The sequence below is a fragment of the Microbulbifer jejuensis genome (genome assembly GCF_047289955.1).
Taxonomy (GTDB): domain Bacteria; phylum Pseudomonadota; class Gammaproteobacteria; order Pseudomonadales; family Cellvibrionaceae; genus Microbulbifer.
Genome location: NZ_JBLBUB010000001.1, coordinates 150475 through 168295, shown reverse-complemented (window position 1 = coordinate 168295; position 17821 = coordinate 150475). Strand labels below are relative to the sequence as shown.

13 protein-coding genes and 1 tRNA gene are annotated in these 17821 nt (G+C 53.8%); 2 read left to right on the top strand and 12 right to left on the bottom strand.

All coding sequences use genetic code 11. The features are described from left to right. Window positions 1-16: 16 nt before the first annotated feature. From dnaQ to ACL7TT_RS00765, 3 genes are read right to left on the bottom strand one after another with little or no spacing between them, the layout of a single operon-like run. Window positions 17-751, bottom strand: a complete 735-nt coding sequence (gene dnaQ, locus ACL7TT_RS00775) for a DNA polymerase III subunit epsilon (RefSeq protein ID WP_413392342.1) — start codon at window positions 749-751, stop codon at window positions 17-19. Between the two features lie 13 nt (window positions 752-764). After that, window positions 765-1202, bottom strand: coding sequence for a ribonuclease HI (rnhA, locus tag ACL7TT_RS00770; protein ID WP_299940767.1), 438 nt, complete (start codon window positions 1200-1202; stop codon window positions 765-767). A 51-nt stretch (window positions 1203-1253) separates the two neighbouring features. Continuing rightward, window positions 1254-2042 carry a class I SAM-dependent methyltransferase gene (locus ACL7TT_RS00765; RefSeq protein ID WP_299940769.1) on the bottom strand — a complete coding sequence of 263 codons (789 nt, stop codon included), beginning with the start codon at window positions 2040-2042 and terminating at the stop codon, window positions 1254-1256. A gap of 217 nt (window positions 2043-2259) precedes the next feature. Here ACL7TT_RS00765 and gloB point away from each other — a divergent pair, with 217 nt between their 5' ends. Together gloB and ACL7TT_RS00755 are read left to right on the top strand one after the other, a co-directional pair. Next, window positions 2260-3042 (top strand): hydroxyacylglutathione hydrolase, encoded by a 783-nt coding sequence (gene gloB, locus ACL7TT_RS00760; RefSeq protein WP_413392339.1) that lies wholly within the window; start codon window positions 2260-2262, stop codon window positions 3040-3042. A 370-nt stretch (window positions 3043-3412) separates the two neighbouring features. Next, window positions 3413-4972: a LysM peptidoglycan-binding domain-containing protein gene (locus ACL7TT_RS00755; protein WP_413392337.1), complete on the top strand. Its 1560-nt coding sequence runs from the start codon at window positions 3413-3415 to the stop codon at window positions 4970-4972. Window positions 4973-5069: 97 nt separating this feature from the next. Here ACL7TT_RS00755 and ACL7TT_RS00750 read toward each other — a convergent pair whose 3' ends face one another. The 9 genes from ACL7TT_RS00750 to fadB all read right to left on the bottom strand — a co-directional run bounded on the left by ACL7TT_RS00750 (window position 5070) and on the right by fadB (window position 17682). Beyond that, complete coding sequence (locus ACL7TT_RS00750; RefSeq protein WP_413392335.1) at window positions 5070-6953, bottom strand: SurA N-terminal domain-containing protein; 1884 nt, start codon at window positions 6951-6953, stop codon at window positions 5070-5072. Between the two features lie 121 nt (window positions 6954-7074). Continuing rightward, window positions 7075-7347 carry an HU family DNA-binding protein gene (locus ACL7TT_RS00745; protein ID WP_299940781.1) on the bottom strand — a complete coding sequence of 91 codons (273 nt, stop codon included), beginning with the start codon at window positions 7345-7347 and terminating at the stop codon, window positions 7075-7077. 259 nt (window positions 7348-7606) lie between these two features. Next, entirely contained in the window at window positions 7607-10012 is a 2406-nt protein-coding gene (lon, locus tag ACL7TT_RS00740) for an endopeptidase La (protein ID WP_413392332.1), read from the bottom strand. Between the two features lie 275 nt (window positions 10013-10287). Further along, window positions 10288-11577 carry an ATP-dependent Clp protease ATP-binding subunit ClpX gene (gene clpX / locus ACL7TT_RS00735; RefSeq protein ID WP_299940786.1) on the bottom strand — a complete coding sequence of 430 codons (1290 nt, stop codon included), beginning with the start codon at window positions 11575-11577 and terminating at the stop codon, window positions 10288-10290. Between the two features lie 165 nt (window positions 11578-11742). Continuing rightward, window positions 11743-12384 (bottom strand): ATP-dependent Clp endopeptidase proteolytic subunit ClpP, encoded by a 642-nt coding sequence (clpP, locus tag ACL7TT_RS00730; RefSeq protein ID WP_299940789.1) that lies wholly within the window; start codon window positions 12382-12384, stop codon window positions 11743-11745. 188 nt (window positions 12385-12572) lie between these two features. Next, window positions 12573-13883: a trigger factor gene (gene tig / locus ACL7TT_RS00725; RefSeq protein WP_413392330.1), complete on the bottom strand. Its 1311-nt coding sequence runs from the start codon at window positions 13881-13883 to the stop codon at window positions 12573-12575. A gap of 191 nt (window positions 13884-14074) precedes the next feature. Beyond that, window positions 14075-14159: transfer RNA gene (locus tag ACL7TT_RS00720), tRNA-Leu, on the bottom strand. 179 nt (window positions 14160-14338) lie between these two features. Next, window positions 14339-15514, bottom strand: coding sequence for an acetyl-CoA C-acyltransferase FadA (gene fadA, locus ACL7TT_RS00715; protein WP_413392328.1), 1176 nt, complete (start codon window positions 15512-15514; stop codon window positions 14339-14341). An 11-nt stretch (window positions 15515-15525) separates the two neighbouring features. Beyond that, window positions 15526-17682, bottom strand: a complete 2157-nt coding sequence (gene fadB, locus ACL7TT_RS00710) for a fatty acid oxidation complex subunit alpha FadB (RefSeq protein ID WP_413392326.1) — start codon at window positions 17680-17682, stop codon at window positions 15526-15528. Window positions 17683-17821 lie beyond the last annotated feature (139 nt).

The following is a 17821-nucleotide window of genomic DNA, read 5'->3' as shown; positions in this document are numbered from 1 at the left end:
TTCATCAGCCTCCCATTTACCAGAAGTGTTTGCCGGCAGCCTTTTGCAACAACATCAGCATGGCTTGGTGGGCCTCAACCTCCTGAGCCGTAGCCTGGACCACGGAAAGTGACACCCGATCCCGCGGTAACCTGCGGATGGCAGGGGAAGGCGCATCGCTCTGCCCCCGCTTCCTTTCTTCGGCATCGGGGTTGCGGGCATCGCCCCCCTGGGCCAGAACCAGATCCGTCTGGCCGCCGGTCATCAGTAGGTAAACATCGGCGAGAATCTCTGCATCCAGCAGAGCACCGTGCAGATCCCGTTGGGAGTTATCGACAAAATAGCGTTTGCACAATGCATCCAGATTATTTTTCTGCCCAGGATGTTTTTCCCGGGCCAACGCCAGAGTATCCAGTACACTGCAGTGAGCACTCACATTCTGCCAGCGCGGGTTGCCCAGCAGAGCCAGTTCGGCGTCAATAAACCCTACATCAAAGGGTGCGTTATGAATAACCAGTTGGGCGCCTTCACAAAAACCCATAAACTCATCGGCAACCTGTGTAAAGACTGGTTTGTCCACGAGAAACTCATTGGTGATCCCGTGGACTTCAACAGCCCCATCATCCACCCGCCGCTGCGGGTTGATATATTGATGGTAGTGACGCCCTGTAAGTTTGCGGTTAACCAACTCCACGCAGCCAATCTCAATGATTCGATGACCGCTTTTGGGATCAAGACCAGTAGTTTCGGTATCCAGGACAACCTGACGCATTTCCTATTCCTTATCAGGATTTCAGTTTATCGGCACCGCGATTGGCCAACTGGTCCGCCCGCTCATTACCGGGATGACCTGCATGGCCTTTCACCCAGTGCCACCGCACTTGGTGCCGGGACACCCGTGCATCCAACTGCTGCCAGAGATCGGCATTCTTGACAGGCTTCTTACTGGCGGTTTTCCAGCCGTTTTTCTTCCAGTTGTTGATCCAGTCGGTAATGCCCTGGCGCAAATATTGGGAGTCGGTATGAAGATCGACCTTACAGGGTTGTTTCAACGCCTCTAGAGCTTTGATTGCAGCCAGTAACTCCATTCGATTATTGGTCGTATGGGCATCTCCGCCAAACAGCTCTTTTTCCCGCTCCCCATAAACCAGCAGCGCACCCCAGCCACCAGGCCCCGGATTACCGCGACATGCACCATCGGTATAGATCGTAATTTGTTTCAAAATCAATGCCAAAACAGGAATGCGACCGAGTTGCAGGGCAATCCCGCAAGCTCAGTGCTTTTGATGTTTTCCTCGCGCCGCGACGCGGGGGCTTGTCGGTGTCGCCGCCAGTGTGGGCTTTCGTTTTGTATGCCAGTTCATCTTTATAGTGCGCACACGGGCCACTTCTCTGCGCGCGACTATGATGTAAAAGCCGCCCCAAGGCAAGCGCCAACGGGAGCCCAGATGTTCCATCCAGGCCGTTTTGTCAAGGAGGTCACGCTGCTGAAGGGGGAGCCGAAAAAAGCCCCTTTCGACCCGCTCTGCCTGCAGATCGAGCAAATTCATCCAGTCGGCCACCCGCGCCGCACGCAACCGATTACCCTGCTGATAAGCCCCGCGGGAGAACAACAGGCGGGACAGACCCAACAGAGAGAAAGGGTTAAAACCCATTAGCAGCATGCGTCCACCGGGTATCAATACCCGAGCGGCTTCGCGCAGTACCTGGTGGGGATGATGAGAGAAGTCCAGCAGGTGGTGCAGTAGAACTATATCAATGGATTCTGAGGGAAGGGGCAACTGCTCAAACTCCACCAGGGCGGCGCCGGACTGCTCCGGGCAAGTAGCCAGACGAAAGCGGTGATTGATGCGGCTGCATGCCGCAAAATCCACTGCATCAGTGACACCCGCCTGCATCAGATGGTAGCCGAACAGCCCCTCCACCAGTGGCTGCGTCAGAGCCAGCTGCTGGGACAGGATTTCCTGCCCCAGCGCACTGGAAAACCAGTGGGACAGCGCTGGGCAGCTATTGGCCAGTGACGCCAACTCCGACTGGCTGCGCGGCCTCGATTCCTCTGTCATTGAGCCTCCTTTTGAACCTCGACAGGACCTGCGCTTGTGCCACTCCCGCTGCCGATCCCACTACCCAACCGGGGCACCATTGAGTGTAACCCTTTGACTATTCTCGATCATCTGGTAACAACATATTCATTTTCATCCCCTACCGGTGTCTTAATTGTGCGCCAATCCCTATCCTACATGGTATCGTTTCACTATCCACTTGGCAGGCAGGGCCGAAATGCTCTCAATATCCCCTATACCCGCATTCAGCGACAACTATATATGGCATCTCCAACAAGGCGATGAACACTGGGTTGTGGACCCCGGAGAGGCCGACCCGGTTATTAAAGCCCTCCAGGGCGCTTCGCTAAACGGTATTCTCATTACCCATCATCACCCGGATCATACCGGCGGTATTGCCCCACTGGTTAAAAAGTATCAATGCCCGGTCCTTGGCCCCGCATCCATTGCGGGAGTGACAACCCCACTGACAGGAGGCGGTGTAGTAACCGTGCTGGGCATGCCCCTTGGAGTCTGCAATATACCGGGCCACACTTTGGACCACCTGGCACTGATCCTGCGGGAACCTGTATCCGGCAGCTCTGTGCAGACCCATCTGTTTTGCGGTGATACACTGTTTGCCGCTGGTTGTGGCCGCCTGTTTGAAGGCACCCCGGAACAGATGTTCCATTCCCTGGCGAAACTGAGTGCGCTGGACGCCACTACCCGGGTCTACTGCGCTCATGAATACACACTGGACAATCTGCATTTCGCCAATACCGTCGAGCCGGGAAACACAGCCATAGCTCAGCGGCTCGCCAGCTGCCAGGCGCTCAGGGATGCGAACGAGCCCACACTCCCCTCCACCATCGCCCTGGAACTGGCGACCAACCCCTTTCTGCGCTGTAAAGTGCCCGAGATAATGAAAAGCGCTGCGCGCCACGCGGGGCACCCTAATCCCTCAACTCTGGATCAAGTCGCCCTATTTGCACTCTTGCGCGAATGGAAAGACCACTTCTAGAGAAATAGTCATCGGCTAAACTTTTATCGCTCATTCTACTTACAGGCGAAGCTTTCAATTGCCGGGGGAACACGGCTCAGAAAGGCTCATCATCGGCGTAGTCAGGTATAAACCCCGGCAATACAGCGCCGCACACGGACACTGATACTTCAAGGACGACCATCAAATGGCCATTTCAATACCCGCTTACTTGTCAGTTAGAAAGTACCACAAAGCACCTGTATATTTTATGGTCACCCGCATTGACCGAAACTATTTAGGCTATTTAGAATCACATGGATATGATCAAATGCTCAGTATCACCAAAAAATAAGTGCCCCGGCGCAATCTTGGCCGGGAATTAAAAGCAGTACGCACGGATATACCAAACATGGTTCACAAGAATTTTGCCATGGCATTGCTGGCAGCCACGGTCGGGGCCTGTTCGCAAATACCAAATAAAGATACCCCTCCCGAACGCGAAAGCATTCCGGCACAAGAAACCTCTAATACACTGAACACGGATACGCCCACCTTGGTAGCCACTGAAGAGCCACTGCCACTGGAGGATATGTGGGATCGCCTGCGTAAGGGATTTCAGCTCAACCACCATACTGGCGACCCCAAGGTACAGGACTACATCGCTTATTTTTCCCGCAATGAAGGCTATATGGCGCGTGTTACCCAACGCGCCCGCCGCTATATTTTCCATGTTACCGAGGCATTGGATCAGGCAAATATGCCGTTGGAACTGGCTCTGCTGCCAATCGTTGAGAGCGCCTACGATCCCTTTGCCTATTCCCACGCCCGAGCCTCCGGTATGTGGCAGTTTATTCCCTCTACCGGCCGTTCGTTGGGCCTGCAACAGAACTGGTGGTACGACGGCCGCCGCGATATCCACGAATCCACCCACGCTGCGGTCAAATACTTTTATTACCTGTCCGAGCGTTTCGGCGGCGATTGGGAGTTGGTTTTGGCGGCCTACAATTCCGGCGAAGGCACTGTGCGCAGGGCCATTGAACGCAACCGGCGCAAGGGGCTGGGTACCAGCTTCTGGGAACTCAAACTGCCGCGGGAAACCAGGCACTATGTCCCCCAGCTTCTGGCCCTGGCAGAGGTTGTATCGCGCCCGGAGCATTATAAGGTGCCATTGCACGACGTAGCAGACCAACCCTACTATGCCCGTGTAGATGTCGGCAGCCAGATCGATCTGGCCCAGGCCGCGGATCTGGCCGAGATCGAAATCGAGGAGTTGTACCTGCTCAATCCCGGCTACAATCGCTGGGCAACAGACCCCAACGGCAATCACCAGTTACTGATTCCCATCGACAAACAGGAGCAGTTTGAAAGCGCCCTGAAGCTGCTGCCGGAGGATCAACGGGTAACCTGGCAACAGTACACCATCGTTCGGGGCGATACTCTCTCCACCATTGCGAGGGATTACCAGACGACCGTATCGGCGATTCGCGAGGCCAACAAGCTTCGCAACAACAAGATCCGTGCTGGCAAAACCCTGCTGATCCCCAGCGCATCCGGCCCTGCCGGACAGTATGCCTATGCCCTTGACCAGCGTGTGAGGCACCGCCAGTCCCAGGGGCACGGACAAAAGACCCGCTATACTGTTAAACCCGGCGACAGTCTCTGGGCCATTGCCCGCAGGTTGAAGGTAAGCGTAAAAACACTGGCCAGTTGGAACAACATGGCCCCCAGCGATACCCTGCGTCCCGGGCGCGTACTGGTTTCTTATGACAGCACTCCGGACAAGAACAACCGCACCACCCGCAAGGTCTCCTATAAAGTGAGAAGCGGTGACTCCCTCTATCGGATAGCCAGCAAATTCAGCCTGCGAATCGATGATATTTTGCGCTGGAACAAGCTGACCAAATCAAAATATTTGCAACCCGGCCAGCGATTGACCCTGTTTGTGGATAGCGCCGGTCAAACGCGCTGAAAACCTTTCTGAGCCGACCGCTTGAATGGTTTAGGCGGCTCCTGATAACAAAAAACCCGGCAAAATGCCGGGTTTTTTACTGCCTATTACAACCCGGTTACTCACCGCTGGCGAAAAGCTCGACCTTGGCCTGATCCGACAGGTAGCGCTGCACTGCCGCCAATTCAGCACCGCCATTGACCGAGGCCAACTGCTGCATCAGTGCCTGACGCTGCTCTTTGTTTTGCTGTGACAAACTGCCTGGGCGAACAGCACGCAGCTTGAGAACCACCTGGTCTCCATTGTCGGTGGCAAATACCGCTAAGGCACCCCCACCCGCCGAAGGTGCTGACAGTGAGAAGGCTTTGTTGTTAATTTCGCCGCGCTCACCGAAGCCCCCGCGGCGGGTCTTATCACTGGTCTCAAAGGTCAGCTCCTGCTCTTGGGCAAGCTTTGCAAAGTCTTCTCCCCCGCTCAGCTTTTCTTTCAGCACTTGTGCCTGCTGCACAAGCTGCGCGCTGGCTTTGTCGCGCTTCAGGCGCTCAACGATTTGCTCGCGAACTTCTTCCAGCGGGTAAGTACCGGCTGCCTTGGACTCGGTCACACGCAGCACTAACGAGTGCTCATTGGTCAGGTTCAACACATCGGAGGTATTGCCGTCTTCCTTCACCTCAGGAGAAAAAGCGGCATCGATCACTTGGCTGTTTGCCAGTACACCGGTGCCGCCGGTGCGGGAAAAGAGATCACTGCTTTGTAAGGACACACCCAACTCCTCGGCCGGGCCAGAGAGTTCGTCGGCGTTATAGACCAGATCGGCCAACCGGCTCAGGGCATCAACAAACTCCCGCTCTGCAGCGGCACTGCGCAGTTGGCTTTCAATCGCACCTTTACGCTCTACAAAAGTAGGGGGTTCGCTCTCTTCAACTTCCAGCAGCTTGATAAAGTGGGTGCCGCTATCGGTAGTTACCGGAGACGATACCTGCCCCACTTCCAGAGAGGCTAGTGCCTCCTCGAAAGTCTTGGGAAAGACATCGCCGGTGGTGAAACCGAGATCACCGCCCTCTTCCCGGGAACCGATATCATCGGAATAAGCCTTTGCCAACTGGGCAAAGTCCTCACCGGCGTTCAGCTTGCCCTGGATCTCAGCTATTTTCTCCTGGCTGGCATCTTCCAGCAGGATATGGGCAGCATGGCGGCGACGCTCAGCGCCAAAACTGGCTACCTCCTGATCATATTGAGCACGCACATCCTCTTCGGAGATATCGATATTGGCGGCAAATACGCTAGGCGTCAGCTCGATATACTCAACAGCCACCTGCTCGGGACGCTGGTACTGACCCTGATTCTCCTGATAGTACTGCGCCACCTCCCCGTCACTGATCTCAATGCCAGCCAACAGCGCTTGTACAGGCATCACCACGTAATCGAAGTCGCGCTCCTCCATAGAAGCCGCAACAATTTGCTTGGCATCCGCCTCTGTAGTAAAAGCGCTTCCGGTGACGCTGTCTGCATACTGCTGCAAGGCCAGATCGCTTTCGATAACCTGGGGGAAGTTCGCCGTGCTATAGCCCATGCGGCGCAAAGCGTCACGATAGAGTTGCGGGTCAAAATTACCGTTCACCTGAAACGCAGGAATATCTGTAATGGCTTTGTTCACAGCTGTCGTGCTCATCACCATGCCGCTACTCTGGGCAGCTTGGCGCAGTACAGCGCTGGAAACCAATTGGCGCAACACAGGTTCGCGCAACTGTTGATCGCTAATAAGATCCGCAGGCACATTTTCGCCATATTGGCTCATGATCATATTACGGCGATTTTGGATTGCGCGTTGCAAATCCAGATTGGTAATCTTCTCACCATTGACCTCGGCAACCGCATCGGCAGCACCGCCACTGGCCCCGGCGAAAAAGTCGATGCCACCAATAACCATAATAAAACCGAAAAAGGCCGCAAGGATAATTGCCGCTGTACCTTTCAGGTTGTCGCGCATGGACTGAAGCATGCTCAGCTCCAAAAGTTGAGTCTGTTATTTGACTGTGCAGATAGAAAAAAGGCGCATCCGAGCTGACACGCCTGTTTGAAGCTCCGATGCTTTTATAAAGCCCGGAAGATCACTGACACACTCAGTTTACGGCGTCCTTCAGGGCTTTACCGGCCTTGAAGCTGGGAATTTTTGCCGCAGCAATTTCAATTGGATCCCCCGTGCGCGGATTGCGACCGGTACGGGCCGCGCGCTCTTTAACCGCGAAGGTACCAAAGCCCACCAAGGCAACCTGATCGCCCTTCTTAAGCGCATCAGTAATGCTATCGACCATTGCCTCCAAAGCACGACCGGCAGCTGCTTTTGGAATATCTGCAGATGCGGCAATTGCTTCAATCAATTCGGACTTGTTCACGCTTAATCCCTCTGTTCTTTTCAATATGCTTCGGATACCCTCAGGTTGGGCACCCTTAGTTGTAACTTTTTGACCACCAACCACTCACATGCCGGGCAGCAAGCCTTGTTTTATACCAACTGCCCGGTAACGGGTCAAGGAACCATGGGGGTTTCCAGTTGACCGGGTAATCTCCAGCCAGCTGAATATCACTTACCGGTTATATTTTGATCTTAAAAATTGTTTCGAGGTGACAAAGGCCACCCCGCACAACAGTGATTTAGTGGGTCTGGAATGAGCGCTGAGAGCGCTCCTCAGCTTGCTTTTGTAAGGCAGAGTATTCCTCATCCGATAGGGATTCCGGTTTGTGCTCAAGTGCCAGCTCGAGTACCCGATCGATCCATTTAACGGGTTTCACCACCAGATCCTGAAGGATATTGTCGGGAATATCTTTTAGGTCCCGCTCGTTATCCGCAGGAATCAGTACAGTTTTGATACCGCCTCTGTGTGCCGCCAACAACTTTTCCTTGAGACCACCGATGCGCAGCACCTCTCCGCGCAAAGTGATTTCACCCGTCATCGCAACCTCTGAGCGTACCGGGATATTAGTCAGCACAGAAACCAGTGCAGTGCACATGGCAATACCTGCCGATGGGCCGTCTTTAGGCGTAGCGCCTTCCGGTACATGGATATGGATATCCCGTGTCTCGTGGAAGTCGGGCCCTATTCCAAGTGCCTGAGCACGCGAGCGAACCACCGTCAGAGCGGCCTGGATCGACTCCTGCATCACATCGCCAAGGGAACCGGTTTTGATCATGCGCCCCTTACCTGGTACCGCGGATGCCTCAATATTGAGTAACTCACCACCCACCTCGGTCCAGGCAAGGCCGGTAACAATACCGATTTTGTTTTCCTCTTCTGCACGGCCAAAGTCAAACTTGCGCACACCCAGTAACTCTTCCAGTTCCTTGGGTTTCACCACCGCCTTTCTATCCGACGGATTGCGCACATGTTCAGTGACAATCTTGCGGCAAATCTTGGCAATTTCCCGATCCAACCCGCGCACTCCTGCTTCACGGGTGTAGTAGCGGACTATGTCCCGGATCGTATCATCGGACAGTGCCAACTCATCCTCTTTGAGGCCATTCGCTTTGCGCTGCTTGGGTACCAGATAGCGCTGGGCAATATTGAGCTTTTCATCTTCGGTGTAACCGGGTAAACGTATTACCTCCATGCGGTCGAGCAGGGGGCCCGGAATATGCATGGAGTTTGAGGTACACACAAACATCACATCGGAGAGGTCATAGTCCACCTCCAGATAGTGGTCGTTAAAGCTCTTGTTCTGTTCCGGGTCCAGCACTTCCAGCAGTGCCGATGCGGGATCTCCGCGCTGGTCCATACCCATTTTGTCTACTTCATCGAGCAGAAACAGGGGGTTCTTTACACCAGCTTTGGAGATTTTCTGTATCAGCTTACCCGGTAGTGAGCCAATGTAAGTGCGACGGTGTCCACGAATTTCTGCCTCGTCACGCACCCCGCCCAAGGCCATACGCACATACCGGCGGTTGGTGGCGCGGGCGATAGACTGTCCCAGAGAGGTTTTACCAACCCCGGGCGGACCCACCAGGCACAGGATCGGGCCTTTCACTTTTTTAACGCGCTTCTGCACCGCAAGATATTCGAGTATGCGCTCTTTAACTTCCTCCAGTCCGTAGTGATCTTTCTCCAGGATCTCCTCAGCCTTCTTCAGGTCATGCCGAACCCGACTGCCTTTTTTCCAGGGCAGGCTCAGCATCCAATCGATATAGCTGCGCAGCACCGATGCCTCCGCAGACATCGGCGACATCATTTTCATTTTAGCCAACTCTGCGCGGGTTTTCTTTTCCGCCTCAGCGCTCATGCCAGCATCGCTGATTTTATTTTCCAGCTCTTCGATTTCATTGGGCTCTTCACTAATTTCACCCAACTCTTTTTGAATGGCTTTCATTTGCTCATTCAGATAATACTCGCGTTGGCTTTTCTCCATCTGTTTTTTCACGCGGCCACGAATTCGCTTCTCAACCTGAATCAAGTCAATTTCAGAATCCATCAAACCGAGCAAGTGTTCAAGGCGCTCTTTGACACTGGCCGTTTCCAAAAGCTCCTGCTTCTGCGCGAGTTCCAGAGACATATGGGCCGAAATGGTGTCCGCCAGCCGACCCGGCTCATCAATCCCCGCCAGCGATGTAATCACCTCATTGGGTACTTTCTTGCTGACAGAAACGTACTGCTCAAACTGAGCCATCACTGAGCGCACCAGGGCTTCCGTCTCTCCCTCCGGCAGTTCCAGCGTCTCCATGGGCTCTATGCGAGCCTCAAAGTGGTTTTCAAGCGTCTCAACACCGAGGATATTGACTCTCTCCCCTCCCTCCACGAGCACTTTTACAGTGCCGTCGGGAAGTTTGAGAAGCTGCAGAACACTGGCGATTGTGCCTATCCGGTAGATGTCCTCAGCGCCGGGATCATCTTCCGATGCCTTTCTCTGCGCTACGAGCAGCACTTGCTTATCCCTGCGCATTGCCTCTTCAAGGGCTTTTATGGACTTCTCCCGGCCGACAAACAGCGGGATTACCATATGCGGGTAAACAACGACATCCCGCAATGGCAACAATGGATATGCAAGTGTAGTGTCGGATGACTGATCCATAGAACTCCTCTCAGCCCTATCACTGGGTATTTGCCACAGCACCATGCTGCTGCAAAGAATGGCAGCTTGAGTTGGAGTGCCGCCTTTCAGTTACAAGAAATGGGGGGGAATCGCCCCGAATACAAGTCTAATCTCGCCTTCAATGTGTGCCGACTTCAAATGCACCGCAGAAAACTATTCTCTATATGCTTTGAAAAAAGGGCTACAATCCTGTCATTGATAAAAAATAGCTATAAAAAAACCCCGCTATGGGGTTTTACCTGGCACATTGAGCGCTATTCTTCTGGCACCGCCTTTTGTTGCGGCTTGGTTTCGTTCTCGTAAACCAGCAGGGGCGCCGACTCCCCTCTGATGACCGGCTCATCAATAACCACCTTGGCGACGTTATCCGCGGAGGGAATATCATACATGGTTTCCAGCAATACCGATTCCATGATAGAGCGCAATCCGCGCGCACCGGTCTTGCGCTCCATGGCCTTGGTCGCCACCGCATCCAAGGCGTCCGGACGGAAGTCCAACTCCACATTTTCCATCTCGAAGAGCTTTGCATACTGTTTGGTCAATGCATTGCGGGGCTCGGTAAGAATCTGCACCAGAGCTTCCCGATCGAGTTCTTCAAGTGTGGCTGTCACCGGCAGGCGGCCCACAAACTCGGGGATCAAACCGTAACGAACCAGATCTTCCGGCTCCAGGCCCTTTACTATTTCCCCAAAATTACTCTTGTCATCGCTTGACTTCACTTCGGCACTGAATCCGATTCCGCCCTTCTCTGAACGATCACGGATCACCTTGTCCAGACCCGCAAAGGCACCGCCACAAATGAACAGGATGTTGGCGGTGTCCACCTGCAGAAATTCCTGCTGGGGATGCTTGCGCCCGCCCTGGGGGGGCACTGAAGCCACGGTTCCCTCAATCAACTTCAGCAGTGCCTGTTGCACGCCTTCACCGGATACGTCACGGGTGATAGAGGGGTTGTCAGATTTACGGGAAATCTTGTCGATTTCATCAATATAAACGATACCCTGCTGGGCCTTTTCGACATCGTAGTCGCATTTCTGCAACAGCTTCTGGATAATATTTTCGACATCTTCACCCACATAGCCAGCTTCAGTGAGCGTAGTCGCATCCGCGATGGTAAAAGGCACGTTGAGCAGGCGCGCGAGCGTCTCGGCCAATAGGGTTTTACCACTGCCAGTGGGACCTACCAGCAGGATATTCGACTTGCTGAGTTCGACTTCATCCTTGCCCTTCACACCAGTTTTGCTGCGCAGGCGCTTATAATGATTGTAAACTGCCACCGCCAACACGCGTTTGGCCCTCTCCTGCCCTACCACATACTGATCAAGGATTTCGGTGATTTCACGTGGAGTGGGCAGGCGCCCTTCCGGGCCTTCCGCAGTTTCCTGGACCTCTTCGCGAATAATGTCAGTGCACAGTTCGACACATTCATCACAGATAAAGACGGACGGCCCGGCGATTAATTTCCGCACTTCCTGTTGGCTCTTGCCACAGAAGGAGCAGTACAACAACTTGCCACTGTCTTCACCGCTGCTTTTGTCGGTCATCAAAATACTCCGTGGTCACTGCCCGGCCAGGGCCCTCTCAGATATAAGTATTCCAGCAAGGTGCTCCCTTTTGGCGTCATTTTCAAGTCCTTTTACCGAAGTATACGACTCGAAAGAATGCACCAATGAAAGATAACGCCTCTGACAAATTTCCAGTTGCAATCACTATTTATCCAGTGCTTGACGACGTGACAATACTTCGTCTACCAGGCCATACTCTCTGGCTTCATCAGCGCTGAGGAAATGATCGCGCTCCGTATCCCGTTCAATATCGCTGACCGGGCGTCCCGAATGATGTGCCATCAACTCATTCAAACGGTGGCGAATTTTCAGGATTTCCTGGGCTTGAATATGAATATCACTGGCCTGCCCCTGAGCACCGCCACTCGGCTGGTGAATCATCACGCGAGAATTAGGAGTCACAAATCGCTTGCCAACAGCCCCGGAGGTCAAGAGAAAAGCTCCCATGCTACAGGCTTGGCCAATACACATGGTGCTCACATCCGGCTTGATAAACTGCATTGTATCGTAAATTGACATACCCGCAGTCACAGAACCACCGGGAGAATTAATATAGAGATGGATATCCTTGTCAGGATTTTCAGCCTCCAGAAACAACAGCTGAGCAACCACCAGATTGGCCATATGGTCTTCAACCGGCCCAACGAGGAAAATAACCCGCTCCTTGAGCAAGCGGGAGTAGATGTCAAACGAGCGCTCCCCCCTGGCAGTTTGCTCCACCACTACGGGCACCAAACCAGTTGCTGAAGGGTCAATAGAGGCTTGGGGAAAATCAATTCGTGCCATAGGTACCATTGCTTCCTTTTGTGGCGTATTCCACGGGTCAGCATACAGGTGACTGTCACCGATGCTGAAAAATTCGGTTTTCAGAGCTTAACCGGTCAGGCGGGATAAAGCCAGCCGGCACAAGGGGAAGGAGATGCAACAGTGCCCCACCGAAGCAGGGCCGCGCATCCCTGTGGAGGAGTTAAAATTTAGCTCTTTTGCGGCTTGATGACCTCATCGTAGCTACTTTCAACATCCTCCAGTTTGGCAGAAACCAGTATGAAATCGACTACCTGGTCTTCCAAAGCGACAGACTCTACACCCGTCAACAGTTCGCGGTTGCTGTAATAGTAGTCAACCACCTCTTCCGGCTGCTGGTAAGTGGAGGCCAATTCCTCGACTTTTGCTTTCACGCGCTCTGGGTCCACAGTCAGGTCATTTTGCTTGACAATCTCACCCACCACGAGCCCAAGGACCACCCGACGCCTGGCCTGTTCTTCAAACATGGTGTCCGGCAACATACGCTCAGCATCCTCGACCTTAACCTGACCACCGAACTGCTGGATCATTTGGGCGCGGAGGGTTTTGATTTCACCAGTCACCAACGCGGCAGGCAGCTCTAGTTGATGTTTTTCGAACAACTGATCCATGACCTGGGTCTTCACTTTGTTCAATGCGGCGTTCTTAAGCTCCCGCTCCATATTGCTGCGCACTTCCTCACGGAACTTCTCTTCCCCGCCGCCCTCAACGCCGTACGCTTCGAAAAACACATCATCCAATTCAGGCAATTCAGGCAATTCAGCGGAGTTCACTTTGATGTGAAACGTTACCGCAGCACTGCGCAGCGCTTCATCCTGGTAGTCTGCGGGAAAGGTCAAATCGACATCCCTCTCTTCTCCCGGCTTCATTCCCAGGATGCCATCTTCAAAACCTGGGATCATCTGCCCTGAACCCAACACCAACTGCTCACCTTTGGCTTCACCACCCTCAAACACTTCACCGTCCTTTCGACCAATGAAATCGATGCTGACACGGTCTCCCATTTGGGCTTTACGTTTGGTATCTTTCCAGGTGGACTGCTGCTTTCGCAATACGTCAATCATATTGTCGATGTCAGCGCTGGAAACTGCTGCAATCGGCCGCTCAATGCTAATCTCAGCGAGGTCGGTCAAGGCTACTTGGGGATAAACCTCAAAAGTGGCAACATATTCGAGATTTTTCCCCGCGGCAGTTTCCTTTGCCTCAATGCTCGGCTGGCCGGCAGGCTTCAATTGTTCTTTCTCAACAGCCTCCTGGAAAGAGCGACTCATCACCTCGCCTAGCACCTCCTGGCGAACACCGGCGCCAAAGCGCTGGCGCACCAGCTTCAAAGGCACCTTGCCTTTGCGAAAACCGTTTACGCGAACAGTTTTGGCGGCCTGCTGGAGACGCTTGTCCACCTCTCTATCGACGATTTCCGCCGATAAATTAACCGTTAAACGGCGCTCCAGACCAGAAGTAGTTTCGATGGAAACCTGCATGTTTATCCTCGTGAGACTCTCTCTTTATATCGCGCCACAGCGCCAACGAATACCGGGCGCCGGAGACTCAACCGGCCACCTCGCATGGCATCTCCAGTGAACTTACAAAGCAAATTCCCGCCCATGCCAGATACAAGAAGCCCGCACCCACCCATTCGGAGCAGATCCGGCGGACTTCAGGACTCTTGATTTGGTGGGGACGGGGAGACTCGAACTCCCACACCTCTCGGCACCAGAACCTAAATCTGGCGTGTCTACCAATTTCACCACGTCCCCGGAATAGCTTCGTTGCTAACCCTTTGATATTTATAAACTTTCGCACTAAAACAAAAGGCTAACGCAGCAAGGAGCGAGATTGTGCCACAGTGGTATAAAGGCTTCAACAACTTGCCGGATACTAAGCCCACAAAATTAAAAAAGGCGTCTTGACGACGCCTTTTCAGAGCTGAAGGGATTTATACCCGTTCTAGAATCGTGGTAATACCCTGCCCCAGCCCGATACACATAGTTGAAACACCGAGGTTTCCACCCTCGTTCTGCAAAACGGATAGCAGGGTGCCTGTGATACGCACGCCGGAGCAGCCAAAGGGGTGACCCAGAGCGATAGCACCGCCGTACAGATTGACCTTTTCGTCCATTTTTTCGAGCAGGCCGAGATCCTTCAACACCGGCAGCGCCTGGGCTGCAAATGCCTCATTCAGCTCAACCTTGTCGATATCATTGATACTGAGGCCAGCACGCTTCAGTGCCTTGTTGGTGGAAGGCACAGGGCCATACCCCATGATGGAAGGATCAACGCCAGCCAGGGCCATCTCCTTCACACGGGCAATCGGGATCATACCCAGAGCCTCCGCACGCTCTGCCGACATGACCAGCATTACGGAGGCGCCGTCGGTGATCTGGGACGATGTCCCCGCTGTCACCTGGCCGTGCTTGGGATCGAACGCCGGCTGCAACTGTGCGAGACCTTCCACGGTGGTGTCCGGCCGAATGGTCTGATCGGTCTCCACCATAGAAGGTACGCCGTCATCGTCATGACCTTCAATGGCAATAATCTCGCGATTGAACTTGCCGGCTCTGGTCGCTTCTGCGGCACGCTGATGAGAGCGGGCACCGAACTCATCCATTTGCCGACGCTGGATGCCGTGCATCATTGCCAGGTATTCAGCGGTCATGCCCATGGAACCAGCTGCCTTGGCCATATAGCGACCCAGCATCGGGTTGGGGCTGACATGCTCCATCATATTCAGGTGGCCCATGTGCTCTACCCCCCCCACCACATACACATCGCCTACACCCGCCTGGATATTGGCCGCGGCAGTGTGCAGCGAGGACATGGAGGAGCCACACAGGCGGTTGACTGTCTGCGCCGGTATGGTATGGGGCAGTCCGGCGCGCAGCAGGATAAAGCGTGCCACGTTGAAGCCCTGCTCGTCCCGCTGCATCACACAACCCCAGATCAAATCATCAATCTCCGCAGGATCCAGTTTGTCGTTGCGTTGCAGGAACTTCTTCAGCAGTTCCGCGGACATATCGTCGGCGCGCACATGGCGATAGACGCCACTTTTCGAACGCCCCATGGCCGTACGCGCATAGTCAACAATTACGGCATCTCTAGGATTTAAACCCATCGCTATTCTCCTTACTTGTTGCCGTAGTAGGTTTCGCCACTTGCGGCCATTTCACGCATGCGCTCGGTGGGTTTGTACAGCTCGCCCAGCTCTGCATACTTATCGGCTATTTTCACGAACTCATCCAAACCGATCGTGTCCAGCCAGGCAAAAATACCACCGCGGAAAGGCGGGAAACCGACACCGTAAATAAGTGCCATATCCGCTTCAGCCGGGGAGCTGACAATACCTTCCTCAAGGCAGCGGGCCAGCTCAGTCGCCATAGGCACCATCATGCGCTCAACAATCTCATCGCGCTCGAATTCACGACACTCGGCGACATGGGGCTTAAGCAGATCGTAAGATTCTCTGGTAGCCACTTTCTTGGGCCTGCCCTTCTTATCCTGCTCATAATTATAAAAGCCCTTTTCATTCTTCTGGCCGTAGCGACCGGCCTGGTACATCACATCGGAAGCGGCAGTGAAGGTTTTACCCATCCGATCCGGGAAGCCCTCCGCCATAACACTTTCCGCATGCACACCGGTATCAATACCCACAACATCCATCAGATAAGCCGGACCCATCGGCCACCCCCAGCGTTCCATCACCTTGTCGATGGACCGGAAGTCGGCACCGTCGCGCACCAGCAATGAAAAACCCGCAAAATACGGAAAAAGCACGCGGTTTACGAGGAATCCAGGGCAGTCGCGTACAACGATGGCTTTTTTACCCATCTTATTCGCGTAAGCAACCACCCGTGCAACCGCCTCATCAGAAGTCTTGTCTGCGCGAATAACCTCCACCAGCGGCATCTTGTGTACCGGGTTAAAGAAGTGCATGCCCAGGAAGTTTTCCGGACGGGATAATGGCTCAGCCAAGTGGTTGATGGAGATTGTGGAAGTGTTAGATGCAATCACGGTATCTTCGCTGACTTTGGTCTCCACTTCCTTTAAAACCGAGTGCTTTACTTTCGGGTTTTCAACAACCGCTTCTACCACCACATCGACATTGTCAAACCCATCGTAACTCAAAGTCGGCTCGATGCGATTGAGGACCTCACCCATTTTTTCCGCAGTGAGACGCTTGCGCTCAACCAGTTTGGACAGCAGTTTATTGGCTTCATTCAGGCCGAGGTCGATACCTGCCTGATCGATGTCTTTCATCTTGATGGGCGTGCCTCTGTAGGCAGATTGGTAGGCAATACCTCCACCCATGATACCCGCACCCAGGACTGCCGCGCGCTCGACTGGCTTATCCGCCTTCTTCTCCCAGCGCTTGGCTGCTTTGCTAACTGCCTGGTCGTTCAGGAAGAGGCCTACCAGTGACTTGGCAGTGCCCGTTTGGGCACAGAAGATAAACTTTTCCTGCTCGATTTTCAGCGCTTCGTCGCGGGTTAACTTGTAGCCCTGCTCTATGGATTCAACCGCAGCAACCGGAGACGGGTAGTTTTTACCCGCCTGCTGGCCAATAAATGCCTTGGTGGTATAGAAAGCCATCAGAGCTTCGGTGTCATTCAGCGGAATTGGAGATTTTTTAACCTCGCGACCGGCTTTGTACTCCAGTGTTCCGTCAATCGCGCGCTCGAGCAGTTTAAGTGCTGCGCTTTTTAATTTATCGGTCGACACCACTGCATCCACGGCATGAACTTCAAGCGCCGCAGCGGGCTTTTGGTCTTTCCCTGCAGCAATCCACTCGGCCGCCACATCGACACCCAAAAGGCGGGGCAATCGCACGGTGCCACCCCACCCGGGGATCAGACCCAGCTTGACTTCAGGCAGGCCAACCTTGGCCTCTTCACCCATCACACGGAAATCACAACCGAGGCATACCTCAAACCCCCCACCCAGTGCATACCCATTGATCGCGACTGCGGTGGGTACCGGCAAATCTTCCAGGCGGTTGATGTTTTCATGATTCTGGCTCATCAGATCAGCAACACCCTCTGCACCGGCGGAGAAGGCACTGCCAAATTCGGTGATATCGGCACCGACGATGAAGACACTCTTGCCACTGGTAAGCAGCACTCCCTTAACGCCTTCCGCTGCCTCGATAGCATCCAGCGCTTGGGAAAACTCAGAAACCGTCTGACGATTAAACTTGTTGACGGATTCGCCTTGCAGGTCGAACTTAAGCTCAACGATGCCGTTGTCCAGCATCTGCACCGTAAGCGCTTTGCCATTAAATAACATTGATTGACCTCTTTTATTCTGGGCCGCAATCCTGGGCCCGGGGTCGAAATTTTATGCAACCTTGGGCCCCGCCGCTGGGCGCGGTGACACTTGGACCCAATACGGTCAGCCGTAGTATATCCAGATTCAAACAATTGTT

What these genes read in the sequence shown, in the direction of transcription:
- fadB (WP_413392326.1), bottom strand. Translation starts at nt 17,682, where the DNA reads ATGTTATTTAATGGCAAAGCGCTTACGGTGCAGATGCTGGACAACGGC.
- clpP (WP_299940789.1), bottom strand. Translation starts at nt 12,384, where the DNA reads ATGGCACGAATTGATTTTCCCCAAGCCTCTATTGACCCTTCAGCAACT.
- dnaQ (WP_413392342.1), bottom strand. Translation starts at nt 751, where the DNA reads ATGCGTCAGGTTGTCCTGGATACCGAAACTACTGGTCTTGATCCCAAA.
- tig (WP_413392330.1), bottom strand. Translation starts at nt 13,883, where the DNA reads ATGCAGGTTTCCATCGAAACTACTTCTGGTCTGGAGCGCCGTTTAACG.
- lon (WP_413392332.1), bottom strand. Translation starts at nt 10,012, where the DNA reads ATGGATCAGTCATCCGACACTACACTTGCATATCCATTGTTGCCATTG.
- ACL7TT_RS00755 (WP_413392337.1), top strand. Translation starts at nt 3,413, where the DNA reads ATGGTTCACAAGAATTTTGCCATGGCATTGCTGGCAGCCACGGTCGGG.
- ACL7TT_RS00750 (WP_413392335.1), bottom strand. Translation starts at nt 6,953, where the DNA reads ATGCTTCAGTCCATGCGCGACAACCTGAAAGGTACAGCGGCAATTATC.
- gloB (WP_413392339.1), top strand. Translation starts at nt 2,260, where the DNA reads ATGCTCTCAATATCCCCTATACCCGCATTCAGCGACAACTATATATGG.
- clpX (WP_299940786.1), bottom strand. Translation starts at nt 11,577, where the DNA reads ATGACCGACAAAAGCAGCGGTGAAGACAGTGGCAAGTTGTTGTACTGC.
- fadA (WP_413392328.1), bottom strand. Translation starts at nt 15,514, where the DNA reads ATGGGTTTAAATCCTAGAGATGCCGTAATTGTTGACTATGCGCGTACG.
- ACL7TT_RS00765 (WP_299940769.1), bottom strand. Translation starts at nt 2,042, where the DNA reads ATGACAGAGGAATCGAGGCCGCGCAGCCAGTCGGAGTTGGCGTCACTG.